Annotated in this window: 23 protein-coding genes; 2 read left to right on the forward strand and 21 right to left on the reverse strand. The window is 37.2% G+C overall.

The annotated features are described in order from the left end of the window. Positions 1-2: 2 nt before the first annotated feature. From J2Z60_RS06430 to J2Z60_RS06455, 6 genes are all read right to left on the reverse strand, one after another. A complete protein-coding gene (locus J2Z60_RS06430) occupies positions 3-629 on the reverse strand; it encodes an LVIS_2131 family protein (RefSeq protein ID WP_209686868.1) in 627 nt (208 codons plus the stop codon). Positions 630-639: 10 nt separating this feature from the next. After that, complete coding sequence (locus J2Z60_RS06435; protein WP_209686869.1) at positions 640-1,155, reverse strand: hypothetical protein; 516 nt, start codon at positions 1,153-1,155, stop codon at positions 640-642. A gap of 261 nt (positions 1,156-1,416) precedes the next feature. Continuing rightward, positions 1,417-1,887 (reverse strand): threonine/serine exporter family protein, encoded by a 471-nt coding sequence (locus J2Z60_RS06440; RefSeq protein WP_209686870.1) that lies wholly within the window; start codon positions 1,885-1,887, stop codon positions 1,417-1,419. A gap of 9 nt (positions 1,888-1,896) precedes the next feature. Beyond that, on the reverse strand, positions 1,897-2,670 hold the full coding sequence (locus J2Z60_RS06445) for a threonine/serine exporter family protein (RefSeq protein WP_209686871.1): 774 nt from the start codon (positions 2,668-2,670) through the stop codon (positions 1,897-1,899). A 19-nt stretch (positions 2,671-2,689) separates the two neighbouring features. Further along, on the reverse strand, positions 2,690-4,231 hold the full coding sequence (locus J2Z60_RS06450) for an ABC-F family ATP-binding cassette domain-containing protein (protein WP_209686872.1): 1,542 nt from the start codon (positions 4,229-4,231) through the stop codon (positions 2,690-2,692). A 17-nt stretch (positions 4,232-4,248) separates the two neighbouring features. After that, positions 4,249-4,623 (reverse strand): hypothetical protein, encoded by a 375-nt coding sequence (locus J2Z60_RS06455; RefSeq protein WP_209686873.1) that lies wholly within the window; start codon positions 4,621-4,623, stop codon positions 4,249-4,251. A 185-nt stretch (positions 4,624-4,808) separates the two neighbouring features. Here J2Z60_RS06455 and J2Z60_RS06460 point away from each other — a divergent pair, with 185 nt between their 5' ends. After that, positions 4,809-5,453: a hydrolase gene (locus tag J2Z60_RS06460; RefSeq protein ID WP_209686874.1), complete on the forward strand. Its 645-nt coding sequence runs from the start codon at positions 4,809-4,811 to the stop codon at positions 5,451-5,453. 123 nt (positions 5,454-5,576) lie between these two features. Here J2Z60_RS06460 and J2Z60_RS06465 read toward each other — a convergent pair whose 3' ends face one another. Then, positions 5,577-6,737, reverse strand: coding sequence for an LCP family glycopolymer transferase (locus J2Z60_RS06465; protein ID WP_209686875.1), 1,161 nt, complete (start codon positions 6,735-6,737; stop codon positions 5,577-5,579). A 113-nt stretch (positions 6,738-6,850) separates the two neighbouring features. Here J2Z60_RS06465 and pepF point away from each other — a divergent pair, with 113 nt between their 5' ends. Next, positions 6,851-8,650: an oligoendopeptidase F gene (gene pepF / locus J2Z60_RS06470; protein WP_209686876.1), complete on the forward strand. Its 1,800-nt coding sequence runs from the start codon at positions 6,851-6,853 to the stop codon at positions 8,648-8,650. 60 nt (positions 8,651-8,710) lie between these two features. Here the strand turns inward: pepF and J2Z60_RS06475 are convergent, their stop codons facing one another. The 14 genes from J2Z60_RS06475 to J2Z60_RS06540 all read right to left on the reverse strand — a co-directional run bounded on the left by J2Z60_RS06475 (position 8,711) and on the right by J2Z60_RS06540 (position 23,737). Beyond that, the gene (locus J2Z60_RS06475; protein WP_209686877.1) at positions 8,711-9,502 is read right to left on the reverse strand and encodes a metal ABC transporter permease; all 792 of its coding nucleotides are present in this window, start codon (positions 9,500-9,502) and stop codon (positions 8,711-8,713) included. After that, positions 9,502-10,158 carry a metal ABC transporter ATP-binding protein gene (locus J2Z60_RS06480; RefSeq protein ID WP_209686878.1) on the reverse strand — a complete coding sequence of 219 codons (657 nt, stop codon included), beginning with the start codon at positions 10,156-10,158 and terminating at the stop codon, positions 9,502-9,504. Before J2Z60_RS06480 ends, J2Z60_RS06475 begins: the two co-directional genes overlap by 1 nt. 45 nt (positions 10,159-10,203) lie before the next feature. After that, positions 10,204-10,992, reverse strand: a complete 789-nt coding sequence (locus tag J2Z60_RS06485; protein ID WP_209686879.1) for a Cof-type HAD-IIB family hydrolase — start codon at positions 10,990-10,992, stop codon at positions 10,204-10,206. A 90-nt stretch (positions 10,993-11,082) separates the two neighbouring features. Continuing rightward, entirely contained in the window at positions 11,083-13,068 is a 1,986-nt protein-coding gene (locus J2Z60_RS06490; protein ID WP_209686880.1) for a PTS fructose transporter subunit IIABC, read from the reverse strand. A 27-nt stretch (positions 13,069-13,095) separates the two neighbouring features. After that, positions 13,096-14,010, reverse strand: coding sequence for a 1-phosphofructokinase (pfkB, locus tag J2Z60_RS06495; protein WP_209686881.1), 915 nt, complete (start codon positions 14,008-14,010; stop codon positions 13,096-13,098). Beyond that, positions 14,010-14,765, reverse strand: a complete 756-nt coding sequence (locus J2Z60_RS06500; RefSeq protein WP_209686882.1) for a DeoR/GlpR family DNA-binding transcription regulator — start codon at positions 14,763-14,765, stop codon at positions 14,010-14,012. Before J2Z60_RS06500 ends, pfkB begins: the two co-directional genes overlap by 1 nt. 381 nt (positions 14,766-15,146) lie before the next feature. After that, entirely contained in the window at positions 15,147-15,407 is a 261-nt protein-coding gene (locus J2Z60_RS06505) for a hypothetical protein (protein WP_209686883.1), read from the reverse strand. Positions 15,408-15,451: 44 nt separating this feature from the next. After that, positions 15,452-15,760: a bacteriocin immunity family protein gene (locus J2Z60_RS06510; RefSeq protein WP_209686884.1), complete on the reverse strand. Its 309-nt coding sequence runs from the start codon at positions 15,758-15,760 to the stop codon at positions 15,452-15,454. A gap of 12 nt (positions 15,761-15,772) precedes the next feature. Then, the gene (locus tag J2Z60_RS06515; RefSeq protein ID WP_209686885.1) at positions 15,773-16,519 is read right to left on the reverse strand and encodes an aspartate/glutamate racemase family protein; all 747 of its coding nucleotides are present in this window, start codon (positions 16,517-16,519) and stop codon (positions 15,773-15,775) included. A gap of 14 nt (positions 16,520-16,533) precedes the next feature. Then, entirely contained in the window at positions 16,534-18,114 is a 1,581-nt protein-coding gene (locus tag J2Z60_RS06520; RefSeq protein ID WP_209686886.1) for a UDP-N-acetylmuramoyl-L-alanyl-D-glutamate--2,6-diaminopimelate ligase, read from the reverse strand. Between the two features lie 43 nt (positions 18,115-18,157). Continuing rightward, complete coding sequence (locus J2Z60_RS06525) at positions 18,158-19,315, reverse strand: sensor histidine kinase (RefSeq protein WP_209686887.1); 1,158 nt, start codon at positions 19,313-19,315, stop codon at positions 18,158-18,160. An 8-nt stretch (positions 19,316-19,323) separates the two neighbouring features. Next, complete coding sequence (gene croR / locus J2Z60_RS06530) at positions 19,324-20,010, reverse strand: response regulator transcription factor CroR (protein WP_209686888.1); 687 nt, start codon at positions 20,008-20,010, stop codon at positions 19,324-19,326. Positions 20,011-20,153: 143 nt separating this feature from the next. Then, positions 20,154-22,019, reverse strand: coding sequence for an ABC transporter ATP-binding protein (locus J2Z60_RS06535; RefSeq protein ID WP_425352227.1), 1,866 nt, complete (start codon positions 22,017-22,019; stop codon positions 20,154-20,156). Next, positions 22,016-23,737, reverse strand: a complete 1,722-nt coding sequence (locus tag J2Z60_RS06540) for an ABC transporter ATP-binding protein (RefSeq protein WP_209686889.1) — start codon at positions 23,735-23,737, stop codon at positions 22,016-22,018. The genes J2Z60_RS06535 and J2Z60_RS06540 overlap by 4 nt, the downstream gene beginning before the upstream one ends. Positions 23,738-23,782 lie beyond the last annotated feature (45 nt).

A 23,782-nucleotide genomic window follows, 5' to 3' on the forward strand; every position in this document is an offset into this window, starting at 1 on the left:
TTTTATCTTTTGGTTTCTTTAACAAAGGTTCTATCCGGAATTCTGATTAAGTAATACTTAGTTGCTTGGCGACCTGAATGAAGACCTAAGCCGTTAAACCAGTTCTTCTTATAAGTAGCCGTATAGGTTGCAACATAGGCCCTCTGATAATGAGAATCAGCCTTTAGCAACTCTTTTTTAGAAAATGGAATGGCACTAGCACTAACTGTCATCGGATCCTTGCCATCAGACACTGTCGCGTTATTACTTGAAACAGTATAACTATTACCATTGCTATAAAACTTATAAGTCTGCACCGACGATGTATTATTAGATTCTGCTTTAACGTAATATGAACGTTTATTACCAGCCGTTAAAATCAGCGGCTGATAATCTATTTCAGAAGAAATAGCCTTCGGATCATCCAGCTTCGGATTATTAAAAAAGGTAAGGAATAGCATAAAGCCTGTTGCTAATACTAAGATAGCTACTTCTAAAATATCAATCAACGTTGTCTTCCATTCAAAGCGCTTACGGTCACGGACAATCATTACTAGGTGACGACTGCGAATATTTTGAATAATAAAAACTAAATATAAAACAATGCTTAACCAGACAATAATTCCTAGTGCGTTCCAACCAATAGTCATTTTTTATCCCCTAATTCTTAGCAGCTAGACTTTTCTTAGTAGTTGCCTTTTTGGTAACTGTCTTTTCTGATTTTTGATATGAACGAACTTCCTTTAGCTTAGCAGTGATATTCTCAGCTAATGACTTAGTATAAGTTTCAGGATCAACCACAATCTCTTGTACACTAGCCAAAATATCTATTCTAAAGTGGGATACATTAATAAAATCAGAAATAGTTTCAAAATAAATATTTACTTCTACAGGATCTTGATTATCGAAGAAGTTGCTAATTTTTTTATAGTTGGTAAATGGTAAGTTGATAATATTACTCTCCAAAGCAAACGTCACCGGTCTTTGACCACTAACGGCGAGTTGGGTCTGAATAAGTGAGTCATGCTTAGCAGCCTGCACAACTTCTTTAATCATCTTTTCTGCAAAAGACTTAATCTTTGTCTTGTTTAATTCGCTATATTTAACAGTTTCAAGATCTTGCAGATAATCTTGCTCTTCAATTTTTTTGGTTATGGTTTCTTCATTAATCTTCACAATAAAAATTCCTTTAACATGTCTAATTCACTAACTAAGGTTAAGCGATTATGTTAAAACTTTCAAGAAAAACTAGACAAAAAAAGAGATTAAGAAAAAATCTTAACCTCTCCTTAAAGCGAAGAAGATATAAAATCTCAGGGTCTTCGTTTCACAGCCGAAGGAGCCCAACATCAGCACTTCCCGTGCTCCGATATTCAAATCAGATGTCTTCTGTCAAAGAACGCACTTCGCGTTATCCTCGACTCGTCGCAGAATTTATCATAACAAACTTTTTTTATTTTTTCTAGATTTATGTATCTTAAAGAAGACCTCAATTACTAATTGAGATAGCATGAACCCCATAGCAATAGCAATCGTAATAATCGCCACTCGCAAGATAAGGTCTTCTGCTTCAGATAGTTGCCCTTCAACCATTAGCCTTACTGCCTGATAAGCTGGCACGCCCGGTACTAGAGGAACAATACCTGGAATGTTAAAGACAGTAACCGGGCACTTCTTACGCCGAGCAAATAAATAACCTAAAATACCAATTACCATCGTACCTAGTAGATTAGATGCCAATCTGCCAAAAGACAGCTGCATACTAAACCAATATACCATCCAGCCAATTCCACCACTCATCCCGCACAAGATAAGGCCACGATGCGGCACATTAATAATCAAGCCAAAGCCCACAGCAGATAGCCAAGCAAAACTAAAATTGATTACAATCTCTAACCAATATGGCATAATTACCTCCTACAAAAATAGTTTGATAGCTAAACCTATTCCACCGCCTAGCGCTACAGCTGTTAGTGCAGCATCAGTAATTCTGGCAATCCCAGAAATCAAATCACCACCAAACAAGTCACGCAAGCCATTAGTTAAGGCAACACCAGGCACTAGTGTCATCAAAGAGCCAATCAAGATATTATCAACTACTACATTCGGGAATATCTTCCAAATTCCAATCGTCATTGTTCCCATAATAAGGGCTGTGACCGCTTCTGCTAGAAAGCGAACATTAGTATATCTTTTTATTCCTAAAAATATCCCATAACTCACACCACCAACAATAGCGGCAGCAGGAAAGTCAAGCCAGTCATAATCACCCATAAAGAGCACCATCAATGTCGGGCTCAAAATCATAGCACCCACTATTTGTAGCCAAATGGGGAAGTCTGGTGTTCTTTGGGAAATATCATTTAACTTTAGCTTTAATTGATCCAGGTTGATCTTTTTACTAGCAAATTCACGTGATAATTCATTAACTCTGTCTACTAACTCTAAATTAATATTACGCTTCTTGACCTGGGTAATCTGAGTGTAAGATTGCGTCCCCAAGCTCATAAAGATACCTGTTGGCGTAACAAAGCAACGCGCCCCTGAAACGCCAGCATTGCTAGCAATCCTAATCATTGTATCTTCAACACGATACATTTCGCTGCCGCCCTCTACCATCAACCTGCCGGCCTTCAAGCATGTATCTAAAACTTCAGCAGCATAATCAGAATCAATCTTTTTTTGTGGCATTTTTTTACCTCAATGAAATTTAACTCATCTTTTCAATGTCAATTGTCTTATCTATCCAATTACCACGGAAGAAATCTCGCTCGTGGCTAACAATAATTACCCCACCTTTAAATGATTCAATTGCCTTGCGTAGCGAATCTTTAGTATCAACATCTAAGTGGTTAGTCGGTTCATCTAAAAATAATAAATTTGAAGGTTCAAAAGCCATTTGGGCTAATTTTACCTTTTCTTGTTCTCCACCAGAAAGTTCCTTTAACGGGCTCATTGCTTGCTGGGCTGTCAATCCCATTCTAGCTAAACTCTGTCGCAATTCACGCGGCCTTAAGCGAGGGAACTCTTCTTGCAAATACTGCAAGGGCGTCATATTCTTATTCGGCCAAACCAGATCTTGCTTAAAGTAAGCTAACTTAGCTGTTGCAGATAATTCATAACTGCCATATATTGGCTTCAGCCTGCCTAATAAGGTCTTTAACAAGGTAGTCTTACCAATTCCGTTGAAGCCGGTAACGGCAACTTTTTCACCATTACCAACAGAAAAGTTAAAGGCAGACTTAACTAGCGCTTCGTCATAACCAATTACTAAGTCTTGTGTCTGCAAAAGTAGGTTTGATGCAGTTTCAACATAAGGAAACATTACATGTGCCTTACGATTATTTTTTGGCGGGGTTAAAATATCCATCTTAGCCAATTGCTTCTCACGTGATTTAGCACTCTTAGAACGTGAACCAGCTTTATTCTTGCGAATATAGGCTTTAGTCTTCTTAATCTTGCGCTGCTGGTTGGCATAAGCCTTAAGATAACTCTCTCGGTCGGCCTCTTTTTGGCGCAATGCGTGCTTTAAATCACCGGTATAACGCGTAATAGTACCAAAATCAATATCAATAATACAATTAGTAATTCTGCCCAAAAAATCATAGTCATGTGATACAACAATAAAGGCCCCAGTAAAGTTATTCAAATAATCGGCTAACCAATCAATATGATTCACATCAAGATAATTTGTTGGTTCATCTAATACCAATACATCGGGATTTTGTAAGAGTAACTTGGCTAAAATTAGCTTAGATCTCTGGCCACCTGAAAGCTTGGCTACATCATGATTATAACCTAATTCAGCCAGCCCTAATCCTGTCGCAACACGGTCAATCTTGGTATCAATATCGTAGAATTCTTTTTCTTCTAGTAAGGTCTGTATCTTACCAGCCTGGTCAAGCAATATTTCATCACCGCGTTCCCCATATTCAGCATAAAGTTCATTGAGTTGCTTTTCTTTTTTATATAATGGGGCAAAGGCTGTTTGCAAGAATTCCTTAATCGTCATTCCTGCTGTTAAGTGGGCGTACTGGTCAAGATAACCAACTTGAATTTTATTCTGCCATTTGACTTGTCCATCGTCTTGGCTAATTTCACCAGTTAAGATTCTAATAAGAGTTGATTTACCGACACCATTTTGACCAGTAACACCCATATGGTCTTCTTTATTTAATACGAATGAGGCATCTTCGTATAAGGTTTTATCAATAAAGGTTTGACTTAAATTTTTTACAGTTAATAAACTCACTTACGTTATCTCTTTTCTTAGTTTTTGTCACTTATCGGATGGGATTTTTCGTACTTTTGCAAGGCATCTAATACTAATGGCCACTTACGCTTAGGGATAATCAATTGTAATCTATCATGATAAATAGGAAAGTCTGTCGCTTTCATTCCGGTTATCTGGGCTAATTGCTCGTCACTCAACTGATACTTAAAGGCTATCCGCTTAATCTCCTGAGATGCATGTCCCCTAAAATATGACAGCCCATAAAAGAAAATCGCAAAAATTGCACCAATTCCTACCGATGCTGGCAATGATAGATGAAAAGTCCTCAAACAAATAAAACAAGCCGCAATAAAAGAAATTAAAGCTGAGATAAGGGCATAAATCACAGGAAAGTATTTATTTAAGTTCATTGATTACCATTCCTTTCAAATATATTACAAAACAGTTACAAATAGATAACGAATACTAGATTTTTGTAACTTTCATTTTATTATGTTGCAATAATCACTACTTATAATAACAATTGTTAGAAAATAAAACATTATTATCAATATATTTATTAAACTACTTTAGGATTACAGAAAGAAGAAAAAGTTTGGATACTAGAAAAATTGCTCTTAGCGCTGCTACCACATCGCTTTTAACTATTTCATTAGCAACTGCACCGGCAAGAGCTCAAACGATCAATCACAATGATATTTCTAATAGCTTAGTTAAAGATACTATCAAGCCTCGCCTAATGGAGCAAGCCTTTCAAACTAAGCAAAACCAAATTTCTAAAGAAAAGAAGTTGCAGGAAGTTAAAGCTGAACAAAAACGGATGGACGCCATGGAAAAAGCTAAGCTAGCTGCTCGCAAAAAAGCCAACGCTAAAATTGCCCAAGCCAAAAGAGAACTAAAAAATCGCCTTGCATCCTCCCAAGCTCCTAGAATTAGAAAGTTATCTAATAATACTCAACCTGCAACTACTGTTAATAAAGGGCAATTTAAGCTTAGCTTCTATGACCCAGCTGCAATGGGCTCTAACATGGGTTATGGTGGTGTTGCCGCTAACTTAAGTGTCTTTCCACGTGGAACAAAATTAAAGATAACCTTATCCGATGGTACAGTGTGGCATAGGGTTGTAAATGATACTGGCTCATTTGCCCAGAATAATCCTCGTCAACTTGATGTTGCAATGCCTAATAGTCAAGTTCCAAGTGCTGGCATCTTATATGCGACAGTTGAAGTTGAACAATAATTAAGGCTATTTTAGTTAATCTATTTCATGATTGACTAATTTATCAAAAGAACTAAGATATACGTATCAACAGATACATAAAAAGAGAAGTTAGTATAATTGCTAGCTTCTCTTTTACTTTATTTAATTATTATCCGAAGAATTATCACTGCCAAAAGCGCTATTAGTATAGGGCTCTGTATCTGAATCTTTGTCATAGACAATGTAATTCCTAAAGGCGTCAGGCTTCTTCCACTTAATATTTTTTTGGAGGCTATTTTGACGAGTTTCTTCATTATGGAGCGTTTCCTTCTTTAAACCTAGATTAGTTCTTACTAAGTTAGAAACCCGTTGTAATTCAGACGTAGCAGCTACCTGCATTGAAGCATCCCCGATCCAGGCATCATGACCATGAATATAGCCACTCTTAACATTAGCAGCACAGTCACGATAATGAAGAGCGATGCTCATCATATCATTAAATGTTAGATTAGTTCTCACATATTTTGAAAAAATCTTCAATATCTTGCGGTAATTATCAATTGAATTGACGTTCATACCCTTCTTAACAATAGCTTGAATAATCTGTCTTTGTCGCATTTGACGACCATAGTCGCCCTTGGGGTCTTCTTTACGCATTCTAGAATAGGCCAATGCATGGCGCCCATTTAGGTGCTGCATCCCCTTATGGAAGTCTGCCCAATCATAACTAAAGCTAAACGGCACCTTAACATCTACACCGCCGAGCGCGTCAACTAACTTATATAAGGCGTCCATTTGAACTTCCATAGTATAGTCAACCTTGACATTTAACAAGCTACTTACTGTCTTAGCTGATGCACTACTGCCACCCACTTGATAGGCAGAGTTTACTCTGAACATGAAGTATTTGCCACCATTGGCTCCATCACCCTTAACATCAACCAGTAAATCTCGCGGTATCGAGGTCATAGTTGCTGACTTCTTCTGAGGATTAAGCGTTAATAAAATCATAGTATCAGAGTTACCACGATCATGGCGACCTTCAATTCCCTGGTCAACCCCCAATACTAAAATAGAAATCGGCTTTCTCTGCGAAATGGCTGCTGATGTATTCTGACTGCCTTGATATGTTTGCTGGGCTGATGACATTGCAGCAAAATATATTCTAGCAAAATAAGCCACACTAAAGCCCACTAAAAGAATAACAACCAAACCACATATTCTTGAAAAACCATTATAGTTTTTTAACTTTGCTTCTTCCGCCGCAAAAAAGCCATTACGTCGTAATTTTTTTGTTCTTTTTTTTGATTTTTGTGGATCCATTCGTCAATTTGCCCCTTTTTTCAATATAATATTATCAAGAAAAATTTATCTTTTCGCAAGTGGCTAAGTATGCTTTATAATTAGTCTTAACATAAATTTAAGGAGGAAGAAAAATGACTATCCCAAATAGAAACGAAGTCAGCGAAGATCTTAAGTGGGATCTAACGCGTGTCTTTCCCAACGATGAAGCTTGGGAAAGAGAATACGATAATGTTGCAAATGATATTCAAGACCTTGCACGCTTGAAAACAACACTTGCTAAATCAGGCAAAAACTTATACGAAGGAATCACTGAAATTCTTGAAGTAGAACGCCGCCTAGAAAAAGTCTACGTCTACGCTACAATGTCTAGTGATGTTGACACTAATGACAAGCATTACTTAGGTTATGTTGCTAAAGCGCAAAAACTAGCTACCCAAATGAGCGCTGCTACTGCATTCGTTGATCCAGAGATCCTAGCTATCCCTAAAGAAAAGCTAGAAGAATTCAAGCAAGACGAACCTCGGCTTAATCAGTATGCTCATCGCCTAGAAATGGTGACTAGCAAGCGCCCCCATACTTTAAGCTCTGAACAGGAAAAGCTTGTTGCCGATGCCAGTGATGCAATGGGTGTCTCAGCTAATACATTCAACGTCTTAACTAATTCAGATATGGAATATGGCTTCACTTTAGATGAAAATGGTGAAATGGTTCAACTTTCTGATGGTCTTTATTCATTATTAATTCAATCCCAGGACCGTAAAGTCAGAGAAAGTGCCTTCCATACCTTATACGACTCATATGCTCAATTCGAAAGCACTCTTGCTTCTACTCTCTCAGGTAAAGTTAAAGCTCATAACTATAACGCTAAAGTTCATAAATTTGACTCAGCTCGGCAAGCTGCCCTAAGTGATAATGGTGTTCCAACTATTGTCTATGACACTTTAATCAAGCAAGTTAATAGCCATCTTAACTTGCTCCACCGTTATGTCGCTTTACGCAAAAGAATCCTCGGCTTAAATGATCTCCAAATGTATGATATGTATGTTCCCCTGACAGGCAAACCTTCTCTATCATATAACTTTGAACAGGCTAAAGCCGAAGCTAAGGAGGCCCTAGCACCATTAGGTGAAGATTACTTGAAGCATGTTGATTATATCTTTAATAATCGTGTCATTGATGTAGTTGAATCTAAGGGCAAGGTCACCGGAGCTTATTCTGGTGGTAGTTATGATACCGATCCTTATGAATTGTTAAATTGGCAAGATGATGTCGATAACCTCTATACCCTTGTCCATGAAACAGGCCACTCTGTCCATTCATGGTACACTAGAAATACCCAGCCTTATGTCTACGGTGATTATCCAATCTTTGTAGCAGAAATTGCCTCTACTACTAATGAAAATATCTTGACTGAATATTTCCTGGACCATATTACCGATCCAAAAACACGGGCTTTTATCTTGAATCATTATCTCGATTCATTTAAAGGTACCTTGTTCAGACAGACACAATTTGCGGAATTTGAACAATTTATTCATGAAGCTGATGCTCAAGGTCAACCATTAACTGCAGATATCTTAGATAAGTTCTATGGCAACTTAAACCAAAGATATTATGGTGACAGTGTTGAAAGAGGTGGTGATATCGCCATGGAATGGTCACGAATCCCACACTTTTACTACAATTTCTATGTTTATCAATATGCGACTGGTTTTGCCGCAGCTACTGCCCTTGCTAATAATATCGTTCATGGTAGCAAGGAGCAAAGGGATGCTTATATCAACTTCTTAAAATCAGGCTCATCTGACTATCCAGTAGAGATTATGAAGCAGGCTGGCGTTGATATGACCAAGCCAGATTACTTAGAAAATGCCTTTGCCACTTTTGAAAAGCGGTTAAACGAGTTTGAAAATCTGATTGGCAAGTTTTAATCATTATTAACTTAAAAATCCACGTATTCTATTTTTTGGAATACGTGGATTTTTGTTAAGTTATTTTTTAATTCGATGAACAAAATAAGCAGTTAGATAAATCACTACTTCAATCATGGAAATAAAGAAGGTTACTGGCAGGTTAGTATAATAACTGATTACTAATCCTGCCCAAACACCAACAAGTGCAATACCAACTGACCACCATAGCATAGCACCAATCGTGCGTCCCAGATAGCGAGCAGTTGAAGCGGGCAATGTCAACAAGATAAAGACTAACAAGGAGCCAACAACTTGTGAACCAATTGCGACTGCCATTGCTAAAGTAAGCAGGAAGACCACTGATATTAAGGCAGTATTAACATGGTGACTCACAGCTCCAATGTGGTCAAAGGAATCATAGTTTAACCCCTTTAAAACAGAGAATATCAAAGCAATGACAATCAGAGATAATACCACCATCTGAATAACGCCCTGCTTATCAACACCAATAATACTACCAAACAAAATACTAGTAGCATAACGACTATTTTCACCAGAAATTGCTAAAAATAAAACTCCTAATCCAATAAAGAAAGCGGATATTGATGAAATAGCTGATTCCTTTTGATCAGTGCGAAGTGATAAACCACCAACGCCTAATGAACCCAATAAGGTGAATAGTAACATTCCCCATAACGGCTGCCAGCCCAAAAAGACCGCAAATGTACCGCCAGCAAAGCCGATCTCTGATAAAGTATGAGCCAAGAAGCTATAGTTGCGTGCTACAACATAAACACCCACAATACCACAAGTGATCGCAATAAAGGTACTTGCTAAAAAGGCATAGCGCATAAAATCATAAGCGAACATTAGCTCTCCACCTCCCTAGATAAATTAGCCATCTGACCACTAACTAAAGTCTTATTCTCAAATAGCAGATAGTCCTTCATATACTTGCGAGCTAAAGGAATATCATGAGTAGTAAACAAAACTGTCATGTGGTGTTTCTCATTTAAATGATTAATCAACTCCATTAATTCGACTTTAGCCATCGGGTCTAAACTAGCCGTTGCCTCATCCAAAATAATAAAGTCAGGCCGATCAATTAAGGCTTGAGCTAAATATGCTCGCTGCTTCTGACCACCAGAAGCTTCACCCATACGGGTATTTTGAATTTCAGTTAAATTCGTTTCTTCTAGAATATGGTTAACCCTCTCTTTAACTGCAGCATTCTTAAATAGAGGCGTATCAAGCTCTACGAAGGCCCTAATTGAAAGAGGATAGTCAGCATCAATATTTCTAAATTGTGGTACATAGCCAATCTTAGTTTCTGAATTAAAATCAACCTGACCACTCGTTGGCTGCAACATCCCCATTAATATTCTAATAATAGTAGTTTTACCACTACCATTGGCTCCTAAAAGAGCCGTAGTTGATCCTTTCTTTAAAGAGAAGTTAACATTAGAAAAAATCTCCTTATCTTCAAATTGCATTGCTAAATTTTTAACGGTTAAGACGTCAGACATGTTACACATCCTTTCTTAAAATTCATTAACCGAGTAGTATAACACTTAATCACTTAATAGTTCAATAATTTTCTTTTGTACACTAGAATCTTCACTTGAGCCAATAATTTCGCTTGCAGCCTTCTTAGCCTCTGGAAGCGCAGTTGACATAGCATAACTTCTACCCGCATATTTCAACATACCAGCATCATTACCACTATCACCAAAGGCAACCATTTCACTAGGATTAATATTTAACTTCTCTCCCAGGTGTTGCAAGCCAACAGCCTTATTCATACCCCGAGATGAAATATCAATCGTATTTTCTGAACCAGAAACAAAGCTAAATTGAGAATATTTACTACGCAATTCCGACATTACCTTAGGCATATCCGCCTTGCCAGTGACGATACTTACCTTAAAAATCCGGTCATTAATATCTTCAAAATTATCAACAGTCTTAATTTTGCTATAGTACTTATGATTCTCTTCAATCCAGTCTGGATCTGCACTCTTGAGTAAGTATGCACTAGTTAAGCCGCTAACAGCAGTAGGATAACCGTACTCATTAACAATCCCAAGTAAGGTATGGTATAAGTCATCACCTAAATCATCAACTCTTAAGATTTGGTGTCCATGAGCAACCAAAGAGCCATTTTCAGCCACGAAATACATCTTATCTTGTGTTTCGGGAAAGCGTGAAAAAATGTTTTCATATTGATTACCGCTAGCAATTACAAACTTAACATCATGATCCTGCATTAATTTAAATGCTTGTGCAAACAATTTTTTATCATAGGTCTTATCATTCTTAAGCCAAGTTCCATCCATATCAGTAGCAATTAATTTGATCATATTTGTTCCTCCAATCTCATCTATCTTACCATAATAAAAAAGTACTACCCCAATAGGCAGTACTTTTTAGTATAATTTAAATTTCTTATCTTATTCGTTAGGATCTTCGCTAACTGACTTCTTCCAGAAACTCATAACCAAAGCAGCCACAATTGAACCAACAATAGTTGCTACAAAGTAAAGCAAGATGTGGTTAGCAAGTGGGGATACCCAAAGTCCACCGTGAGGTGCTGGAACTTGAATGTGCCATAAACCAACTAACAATCCACTAACAGCTGAACCAATAATACATGAAGGAATTACACGACCTGGATCAGCAGCAGCAAATGGAATTGCACCTTCAGTAATGAATGAGAATCCTAATACCCAGTTAGAAATACCAGCACGTCTTTCTTCATTAGTGTACTTGTTCTTAAAGAAAGTAGTACCAATTGCAGTAGCAAATGGAGGAACCATACCACCAACCATAACAGCTGCCATCATAACTTGAGCAGTAGTTGAGTTAGGATCGTTAGCAAAAGCACCTGAAGCAAAGACGTAAGCAGCCTTGTTGAAAGGTCCACCCATATCAATAGACATCATACCTGCTAAAATCATAGTTAAGATTACTAAGTTACCAGTACCCATACTGTTCAAGAAGTGGGTAACAATGAAGTTGATAGTACTAAAGATTGGGTTGATGATGAAGTACATAATCAAGGCAATCAATAGCAAGCCCAAAATTGGGTAAATAAGCATTGGCTTCATACCTTCAACTGACTTAGGAAGCTTAGCAAATAACTTCTTAAGACCAATCATTAAGTAACCAGCAATGAAACCAGCAGCAATACCACCCAAGAATCCAGCAGGTGAAGTTGCATGAGCTTGAACATTAACTTGCAAGCCATTAGTACCATTGACAATGGCAGCCATATAACCACCAACAAAACCAGGCATTAAGGCAGGTAAGTCACCAATTGATTCAGCAATATAAGCAGCCAATACTGGAACCATGAAGGCAAAGGCCAAGTTACCTGCAGAGTTTAAGAAGATGAAAGCAGGATTCTTAGCACCACCAGCCATATAACTTTCAACGATGAAAGAAATGGCCATTAAGATACCACCACCGATAACAAATGGAAGCATGTGGCTAATACCACTCATCAAGTTCTTATAGATAACTGACCAGACGCCTTGCTTTTCATTACTGTTATCGTCAGAAGATGAAGCAGCAGTATCTGCATGGTAAACTGGAGCCTTGTGTTGCAAAACATCTTCAATTAATTCTTGAGGCTTGTTAATACCGTCAACAACTGGCTTCATTACCAATTCCTTACCATCGAAACGTGGCATCTCAACCTTCTTGTCAGATGCAATTACTACACCAACAGCACGGTTGATTTCTTCTGGGGTTAATCTGTCCTTAACACCTTCAGAACCATTAGTTTCAATACGTACATCGACACCTAGCTTCTTACCTGCCTTAATTAAGGCTTCTTGTGCCATGTAGGTGTGGGCAATACCGTTAATACATGCAGTAACACCAACGATTAATGGCTTTTGCTTATCAGCAGGTTGACTAGCAGCTTTAGCAGCTTCAGCTTTTCTCTTTTCAGCATCAGCCTTATCTTGAGCATCTTTTTCAGCTTCAGCCTTCTTGAAGATGTCAATAACTTCTTCTGGCTTAGCTGCTGACTTCAATGCAGCAACTACATCAGGATTGATAAGCAGACTAGATAACTTAGCCAAAGCTTGCAAGTGAGTATTATCTGCACCTGCTGGGGCAGTAATCATAAAGAACAAGTGAACTGGTTGGCCATCTAATGAATTATAGTCAAGTCCTTCAGAACTCTTAGCAAATAATACTGCAGCACGATTAATGTATTCATTTCTAGCGTGAGGCATAGCGATCCCATCACCGATACCAGTGGTTGATTCATTCTCACGTGCCCAGATAGATTTAATAAATTCGTCTTCATTGTTGACTACACCTTGAGCAACTTCAAGATCTGCCATTTCTTTAATAGCATCTTCTTTATTAGTTGCCTTAAGGTCCATAATCATCAAATCAGGACTTAAAAGATCTTCAATCTTCATAAGTTTTTCCTCTCTGATAAAAATTAATTACTTAACTTCTTCAACATCAATGTCAGGTAACACCGCATCAATTTGGCTCTTAACTGCAATATCTTCAGTAAATGCAGTAGCACCACCACAAGCAGAACCCATCTTCAAGGCTTCAACAACATCTCTAGTCTTGTAGTAAGTACCTACAAAGCCCGCAATCATTGAATCCCCTGCACCAACAGAGTTAACTGCAATTCCTTTAGCAGCACTTGCATGGTAGACATGGTCCTTAGTTACTAAGTAAGCACCATCACCTGCCATTGAAATGAGGACGTTTTGAGCACCCATATCTAACAACTTCTTGGCTGCTTGTAACATCTCATCAGTGTTAGCGAAGCTTGTATTAAATAAGTCAGCTAGTTCATGGTGGTTAGGCTTAATAACTAATGGTTGATATTCCAAAGTATCAAGCAAGGCCTTACCAGTAGTATCAACTACAAAGTCAGCCCCAGCTTCTTTAATAGTTGGTAATAATTGCTTGTAAAAATCAGTTGGTAAGCTAGGAGCCAAACTCCCACTCAAGACAACAATATCGCCTGCCTTAAGATCATCTAAACGAGCCTTAAATGCAGCAATCTCTTGGTCGTTAATGTTAGGACCAGCAGCATTAATCTCAGTTTCTTTTTGGGCATGAATCTTAACATTGACACGAGTGTCATCGCTAATAGTAACAAAGTCACTAACAATATTCTTAACGTTTAATTGGCGAATAAGTTCCTTACCGGTAAATCCACCAACAAATCCCCAAGCAGTATTATCAACTGCCAACTGGTTCAAAATTTGTGAAACGTTAATTCCCTTACCACCAGCCAAAAATTGAGTATCATCTGAACGGTTAACTTCACCCCTATTAACCTTCGATAACTGCATTACATAATCCAAAGCCGGATTAACAGTAACTGTATAAATCATTAATTAGCCTCCTCAAGCCTGACATTCTTGGGTAAAAATTGTTTTTTACTTGAATTTAAGTGATTGGTGATGAGCGTTGCCGTATCCACGTCAGTAAAGTTAGCGAAGTTAGCAACCCCTATCTTAGAATCATCCATTAAGATGAATGTAGAACTCGCCTGCCTAATGCCTGCTTGCTTAACGGCAGCCTCACCTGGATCAGGTGTTGTGAACTTACCTTCTGATGTTAAGCCATTAGCACCAATAAAAGCAGCTGAGAAGTTCATTACTTCTAACTCTTGCAAAGTTGTACTTCCTACAATCGCATGAGTTTCAAACTTAGCTTCCCCACCTACTAATCTGGTATGAATATGGGCTTCAATACATGCCAGGGCTGTATCTACACCATTAGTCACAACATGAAGATTAGGGATCTTCTTAAGAAACGGAACCATCTCATAAATTGTAGTCCCTGCATCTAAAAAGATATGTTCTCCAGCCTTCACATATTGCTTGACTGCATATTCAGCAATCTTACGCTTCTTATCTACATTAAGGTTGAAGCGTACGCCTTGTTCAACATCACGTGAATAGTCATGCAATGAGCGAGCACCACCATGGACGCGAACAATAACTCCACGCTTTTCTAAGTCGATCAGGTCACGACGAATGGTTGATTCTGACGAATCAGTCAACTTGCATAAGTCGACTACACGGCAGAAGTCATTATTGTTAATATAAGTTGTTATCGCCTGTTGGCGCTCCTCAGTCAGCATACTCTTTTCACCACCTCAATAACTATCATAACCGCTTACATCTTCAAAATCAATCTTTTTTAGTCATTTTTCTTCAAAAATATTCAAATTAATTCAAAAAGGCGCCATTTTGAACAATAAAAAAAGCAAGGCTAATGCCCTGCTATGACTTGATTGATTAAATATCTTTAGTGTGATGATTATTTGTGATTACTTTTAGGTAATTCGTGACTGTTTTGTTTTTGAATGTTCAACGACTGACATAATAATTGCTAAAAAATTTAAAAGTTAGTAAGTGCTAAAGTATCACTGAATGTTCATTGCTACAGGATAAATAAAAGGTATTTTTAATCCAATCCATTTAACAATGTATTGTACGCTTTCTTCTGAATCAATGATGGGTCAAATCAAGTGAAATTCTTTTTTAAAATCAGATACAGTTAATTTCATAGGATCTTTGGCATTCAATACTATTTCAGAAGCTTTTTGTAGTAGCTTAGTTTCTACAGATGAATCCGCTATACCTATCCCAAGTAAATATAAACTTAAAGATATAGGATTATCAGTACTATCATTCAAAGCAACTAAGACATCATCCAGACCTTCCATTAGCATTTTTATAACTTCATCACGATTGTCATTAGTAATAATTTTATAATCCATCACAGTCCACCATTAAATCAATCAAAATGCAGCTTTTACGTTTACTACCATCCATTAGTGGTATTGAATGAATTTAATCTACCTAACCATCCATCTTGCTGAGATATTTCTTTAATTTTATCTAACAAAGCTAATTCTTTGTTTGTTAGTTTGATCTTATTTACTAAGCAAGTTGTATTTATTTCCTGATACAAATATCTAGCTATGTCAGTATCATTTACGGGATTTTTGGATAATTTTTCTTCTGTTTTCTTCAGAAGATTTAGTAGATAAATATTATTTTCACGTATACTTGACTGCTTAGCAGTTACGCTAGTAAATTGCTTTACTGTTTTTGATAATTTATCTTCCATAAGCTTAATCACTTAATACATATACTTAGCGATCGCTTGCTTAGGATCCATGCCATTTCTAATTTTTAAAGCTAATTCAATCGACACATCAGCAATAATAGATTGTGGATCAATGACATGATAAGGATGATCTGGTGCCTTTTCTTGGGCCAAAGATAACTCAGTACACCCGAGCAAGATAACGTTACAGCCATACTTATCATGCATTGTCTTTAATATCTTATGGTATAAGTCATGATCGACAATGCCTTTTTCTTTGATATTGCTGTAAATCAACTCATTGACCATGGGCTGAATTTCAGGTCCACCAAGTTCTGCCTTCTTACCGACACGTTCTAACTCATCTACATACAAATGGTCATAGATTGATCCTTCAGTGGCAATTAAGCCAATTTTATCTTCATTAGGGTAATCTTCAACAAACTTATGAACTGCAATTCTCATCATATGTAAGAAAGGAATATCAGTTAAAGCAGCTAAATCATCATAAAAATAATGTGCTGTATTACATGGCATCACAAAAAAGTCAGGCTTTAATTTAGCCTGTCCTTCAACGTCATCTTTTAAGTCATTAAAGAAGTTGGGCATGGAATGATCCTTGATATATGCGGTTCGATCTGGAACTTGAGCATCGTTAACCAAAATATAATTTAAGTAATCCTGATCTTTAGTTATCTTTACCCGATGATTGATTAGGCGTACATAACTTTCAGTAGCAATTGTTCCCATACCGCCAATAATTGAAAAAAAGTGCTTCATATTGTCTTACCTAACTAGTCCTTTTTATTCTTATCGTTTTTTTCTAATTCATGAACGACACTTTCAGCAACTTTAATATCAGTTGGGTACGGTGTATCAACACCACGAACCTTCTGGTAAGGATCTGCTCCCTTACCACAGATTAAGACAATATCATTCTTGCCAGCCATTGTAATTGCATCATGAATAGCCTTCTCACGGTCAAGTTCAATTGTAACGTCAACCTTATCATGATCAATACCAGCGTCTATTTCTTGAGCAATATCCATTGGATCTTCAAAACCTGGATCATCAGTTGTCAAGAAGGCCTTATCTGCATAAGCTGACAAGCTCTCACTAAAGCCTGGGCGCCTTGAGACACCCTTATCACCAGGTGCTCCTACTACTACAATAATCTTAGGATTATTAAATTCCTTACGCATAAAGCCCATAAGAGCCATCATTGAAGCTTTATTGTGAGCATAGTCGACGACGATCGTACCGTGACCATCTGAAGGAAGAGTCTCCATTCTACCAGGGATAGTAACGTGACGCACGCCCTTAGCAATATCTTGATACTCCTCCCCAGCAAGACCAGCACCAATAATTGCTGCTGTACCATTGATTTCGTTAAAGTCACCAATCATTTGTAGTGTATATTCACCTGAAACAGATAGCTTTTTAGCCTTTTCAGTAGCACAATATAGCTTGAACTTAGTTTCAGCCATATCAGTTTCAAGTGATTCAAAGCGGAAATCAATTGGAGCTTTTAAGTTAGGATTGTCAAAGTCATTTTTAGCAAATAAATAGATGCTATCAGGTTGAGTAGTGGTAGTTGCTGCCGCATAAACTTCATCAAAATGATCAGTCATTGCATTAATGATACATTTACGTGAATTTACCATTAATTGCAACTTACAATGTAAGTAATCTGCAAAGTTAGGGTGTTCATTTGGTCCAATGTGGTCTGGACTAATATTTAAGAAGAATCCTAGATCATAAGTTAAACCAAACACACGATTCTTCTTATATGCCTGACTAGATACTTCCATAACTAGGTGGGTCATACCATTATCAACTGCAGTTCTCATATCACGGAACAAGTCCAATGATTCTGGGGTAGTCAAACTAGATTTAAAACTATCTTCTGGTCTTGGGCCAACGACATCATTAACTGAAGAAATCAAGGCAGTTCGCCCACCATTAACTTGGTCAAGCATCCCCTTCAAAAAGTATGCCGAAGTAGTCTTACCCTTAGTACCAGTGAAGGCAACCACATACAAGTCGTCTTGTGGGAAGCGGAAGAAGGCAGCAGATAATAAGGCCATCGCTTTGGAAACATCACGTACAATCAAGGCGTGCATTCCCTTACCTTCTGGATATGGTTGCTCAGCTACATAACAGATTGCGCCATTATCTTTGGCCATTGACAAGTAAGTTGGTCTAAAGCCAGCTCCCTTACAGAAAAATAGCGTGTTAGTCTTAATATCACGTGAATCATATGAAATATAATCCATCTTAGTAGGAACTGCGTCTTGGACAGCACTTGACTTTAACAAGTGGTGTTCCTTCAAAATTAATATACAAGTGTTTAAAGAAATACTAGATTCGCTCATTGTTTCTCCCCAATTTAAATCAATTCAGATAAATTATATCACATCACTTTGCTACTTTGTTTGGACTGTCACTAAGTGGTAAGCGAATGATAAAGCTGGTTAATTTCGGTGTTGATTCACACTTAATTGTTCCACCATGCAGTTCAACAATACTCTGCGTAATAGCAAGACCTAGTCCTGTTCCGCCCGTTTTTAGGTTACGTGACGATTCTACTCGGTAAAATCTTTCAAAAATCTTCTTAAGTGATGCTTTAGGGATCGGCTCACCATCATTTTCAACTCTTAATTCAACGGCATCATTATTAACCTTATTAGCTATCAAGGCGATTTTTTTGGCACCATGACCATACTTTAAAGCATTAGAAATCAAATTGTTAAACACACGCACGATTAATTTGGCATCGGCATTAATGACCAAGTCCTTGGGACGGCATACTGTTTCAATCGTAATCTCCTTCTTCTCTGCTTCTAATTCAAATCCTGCCGCAATTTGTTCAAGCGTAGAATTAATATGTAATGGTGCTAGGCTTAACTTGCGGTTACTGGTTGACTTTAACTTAGTATATTCAAATAAATCATCTGCCAATGACTTCATCTGTAGTGCCTTAAAGTAGGCAATATCAACATATTTTTTACCATCTTCAGCACTAACATTGCTTGTCTTTAACAAGCCTAAATAACCAATTATTGAAGTCAGCGGCGTCCTAATATCATGAGAAACATTAGTAATTAGATCATCTTTTGATTTTTCAATTTGGCGCTCTTCTTCCATTGCGCTTACAGTAGAATCAACCAAGGCATTGATTGAATCGACTACTTTTTGTAAATCAGGCCTTACTGCAAAGGTAATCCGATGTTCAAAATGTCCATTAGCAATATAATGCAATTCATGAATCACATGGCTTAACTGCATCTGGTGATAGCGGCGAATTAAGCGCCAATAAACAACGACCGCATCCCCCACCAGCATAAAACTAACAAATAACTTCTGCCACGACCAGATATGGTACCCATCTCCAAAGGTAACATTCTTTTTTAAAAAGAAAATACCATTTTCTAAACTGGGGTTATTTAACACGACTAAATTAATCAAAATAACGATCGACAAATTTAATAATAAAAGTAAAATGACCGTTACAACACCCTCACCAAAAAGTTCACTTTTTTCTCGTGTAGTTAATTTTACTTTTTCTTTTTTCATTATTAAAACTATGCTTCTACTTTGTAGCCAACGCCCCAAACAGTTTGAATAACTTCTTCACCATTCGTTGCCTTCTGAATCTTATCACGTAAGTGTGATACGTGCACCATAACTGTCTTAGCAGACACAACTGATTCTTGTTGCCATACCCGCTCAAAAATCTCCTCTGCACTAAAGACACGATTAGGATGACTAGCTAGCATATATAAGATGCCAAATTCCAAAGCAGTTAACTGAATTTGAGTACCATCAATCGTCTTAACTTCATGAGAATCTTTATTAATTACTAGTGGCCCTACTTCTAATATATCAGGCTTATCATCTTTGACCTCTTTTTGACTACGGCGCAATAACGAACGCACCCTCGCCATAACTTCAAGTGGATTGAATGGCTTTACTACGTAATCATCAGCACCTGTAATCAAGCCTTGAATCTTGTCCATATCACTAGTTTTGGCTGAAACAACTAAAATTGGAATTTCTGAATCTTTTCTAACTTCTTTGATAACTTCAATACCTGACATTTGTGGCATCATTATGTCTAAGATCATACATGCGATATCAGGTGTAGTAGATAATTTAGTTAAGGCTTCTTTCCCACTATATGCCGCGATTGGCTCATAACCTTCATTTTTAAGATAGATACTTAATAATTCAACAATTTCCTTATCATCATCAACAACTAAGATCTTCATAAGAATTAAATTCCTCTCTACATTAGCTTAACTTATTACTATTATTGTACTCAATATTGTCTTATTAGCTTATCTTAAAGTCTTTTTTAACAAAAAAATTAATAAATTCTTGAAGAAAAAAAGCGCTCAATGCGCTTTTTAGATTATTGTAGTTCCTTCTTACCAGTATAGAGTTGGTAATAGTAACCTTTTTGCTTAAGAAGTTCTTCATGATTACCACGTTCAATAATGCGACCATGGTCAAGCACTAAGATCAAATCGGAGTTAACAATTGTCGACAGACGGTGAGCAATAACAAAACTAGTTCTACCAGCTAATAAGTTATCCATTCCGGCTTGAACCATCTTCTCAGTTCTAGTATCGATACTTGAAGTTGCTTCATCCAGGATCATTACTGGTTCATCAGCAATCATTGCCCGAGCAATACTTAGCAATTGTTTTTGCCCTTGAGACAAGTCACTACCATTGCCATCAATTACAGTATTATAGCCATCATCTAACTCATGGATAAATTCATCCGCATGAGCTAAGCGAGCGGCTTGATACACTTCATCATCACTAGCATCTGGCTTACCGAAGCGAATATTATCCATAATTGTACCAGAGAAGAGGTGCGTTTCTTGTAAGACAATTGACAATGAGTGACGCAGATCATCTTTGCGGATATTCTCAATTGGCACACCATCATAAGTAATCTTACCTGATTCAATTTCATAGAATCGGTTAAGCATATTAGAGATAGTTGTTTTACCGGCACCTGTTTCACCAACTAAGGCTACCTTCATGCCCGGCTTAGCATCAATATTAATATCATGCAGAATTTGATGACCAGGTACATAAGAAAAGTTAACATGGTCGAAGATAATGTGTCCTTTAATTGGGACTTTTTTAATCTTATTGCCTTGTTCAGGAATATCCCAGAACCATGAATTTTCTACTTTTTCATTTTCAGACATTGTAACGTTACCATTATCAATTTCTGAATGTTCGTCAACTAATTCAAAGATTCTGTTAGCACCAGCTAAGGCTAGGACAATAGAATTCAATTGCTGTGAAATCTGCGAAATTGGTTGAGCAAAGGACTTAGACAATTGTAAGAATGATGCAATCGTACCTAAGGTTAATGGTGCCCAACCATTGATTGCAGCAGCCCCACCTAAAAATGCGATCAACACATAAAGCAAGTTACCCATGTTACCCATAATTGGGAACAAAATCGTTGCATAAGTATTAGCCTTACCTGAAGCAATACGCAATTCATCATTAAAGCCGTTAAAGCCTTCCTTAGTAGCTTGCTCATGCGAGAAGACCTTGATAACCTTCAGACCATTAAGCATTTCTTCATCGTAACCATTGATTTGACCAAGCTTATTTTGTTGCACTTTAAAGTAATAACTTGACTTGATAGTTAAGAAACGAACGATCCCAATTGATAAGGCAAAGACTACAAATGAAAAGACTGTCAATTGCCAGCTTAAACTAAACATGGCTACGATAACAAATACCAAGCTCAAAAGCGAATTCAAAAATTGCGGAATAGATTGCGAAATCATTTGCATCAAGGTATCAATATCGTTAGTATAACGACTCATGATATCGCCGTAATTATTTTGGTCGAAATATGCAATTGGTAAAGATTCCATATGTTCAAACATATGGTTTCTAACATTGAATTGCACCTTCTGAGATAAAACAGCCATTAAGACAGTAAATAAGTAGTTAGCTAAGACCCCAATGGCAAAGATTCCACCCATAGTTAAAACAGCAGTTAATAAAGGAGTAAAGTCTGGATTACTCTGCTTAATTAATGGAGTAATATACTTATCAATCAGCTGTTCAATGAATAGTGACCCATAAACAATTGATCCGGCACTAATTACAATACTAATCATTGAAATAATGAACATTACCGGACTAGTCTTGTAAACAAGCTTTAGCAAGCGGCTTAGGGTTCTTTTATGGTTAATTTTTGGTTTTGAATTTGTTGCAGTTTGATCCAAGTCTATCACTTCCCTTCTTCTTGGAAAGTAGCAATTGAACGATACAATTCATTACTCTTCATTAATTCATCATGACTGCCAATATCTTCAATCTTACCATGGTTCATTACAATAATGCGGTCAGCATCCTTAATAGATACAATTCTCTGTGAAATAATAATCTTCGTAGTTTGTGGCATATCTTTACGCAATGCTTCACGAATTTCACGTTCAGTAGTTGTATCAACAGCAGAGGTAGAATCATCCAAAATTAATATTTTTGGCTTCTTTAGTAATGCTCTAGCGATAGTCAAGCGTTGCTTTTGACCACCAGATACGTTATTACCACCTTGTTCCACCATTGTGTTATAGCCATCTGGTAATTCCCTAATAAAGCCATCAGCATGGGCTACCTTAGCTGCTTGAATTATTTCTTCATCAGATGCATTTTCATTACCCCATAGAAGGTTTTCTTTAATAGTACCTGAGAATAAAACATTATTCTGCAAGACTACCGCAACGTTATCACGTAACGCTTTAAGGTCATAAGACTTAACATTATGCCCAGCTACTCTGACAGCACCACCAGTGGCATCGTATAATCTTGGAATCATTGACACCAGAGTTGACTTAGAAGAACCTGTTTCACCAATAATACCGATTGTTTCACCTGGCTTAATATGTAAATTAATATCATCTAAGGCAGGGTGCTTCTCATCTGGCTCATACTTAAAAGTAACATGATCAAAAACAATGTCACCATTATTAATATCATATAACGGCTTTCTTGGGTCGGTAATGGTTGGTTCTTCATTAAGAACATCTGCAATTCTGTGTCCACTAGCTTGGGAAATAACTAATTGAGTAACGATCATTGCTAAGATGTTTAAACTAAACAAAACTGAATTTGAATATGAAAACATCGAAACCAATTCACCAGTACTCAAGCTTCCACCAATGATCTCTTTAGCACCAAACCAAGAAATCAAAAGCATGGATAAGTCTAAAACCCCAATCATAATTGGTGCATTCAGTGACATGATCTTTTGCGCAGTAGCAAAAAGCTTATAAATTACACCAGACGCATTTTTAGCTTTTTCAATTTGAGATTTTTCGCGAACATAAGTCTTAACTTCACGGATACCACGGACATTTTCACGGACAACTTGGTTTAAGTTGTCATACCCCTTAAAGATCTTAGGAAAGTATGGATAAGCACTTTTTACTATTAAAAATAGCGCAATAACCAAAATTGGTCCCAAAATTACAAAGATTAGAGCTAATCTTGGACTAACAATAAACGACATGACAACAGAAACAATTAGCATTAATGGTGCGCGCACCGCAATTCTAATTAACATCTGATAAGCTGTTTGGATATTAGTAACATCAGTTGTCAGACGTGTTACCAAACTAGCACTTGAAAACTTATCAATATTTTCAAATGAAAAGTCCTGAATATGGTAGAACATATCTTGCCGTAAGTTAGCCGCAAATCCAGCCGCAGCATGAGCCGAAACATAACTAGCCCCAGCACCTAAGACTAATGAAATAATTGTAATAATAAGTAAAATTAAGCCCCATTTATTAATGTAGCCCATATTCCCTTTTAAAATACCATTATCAATCAATGAACCTACTAAATAGGGGATCAGCATTTCAATAAACACTTCTCCTGCAACCAATAATGGTGAAGTCATCGATAGTCTCTTATATTGTCGAACCGACTTCTTCAAGGTATTGATCAAGTTAATTCCCTCCCTCTGTTGTTATAAAAAGTAAATAAAAATAAA

Source organism: Lactobacillus colini, from assembly GCF_017874575.1.
GTDB lineage: Bacteria > Bacillota > Bacilli > Lactobacillales > Lactobacillaceae > Lactobacillus > Lactobacillus colini.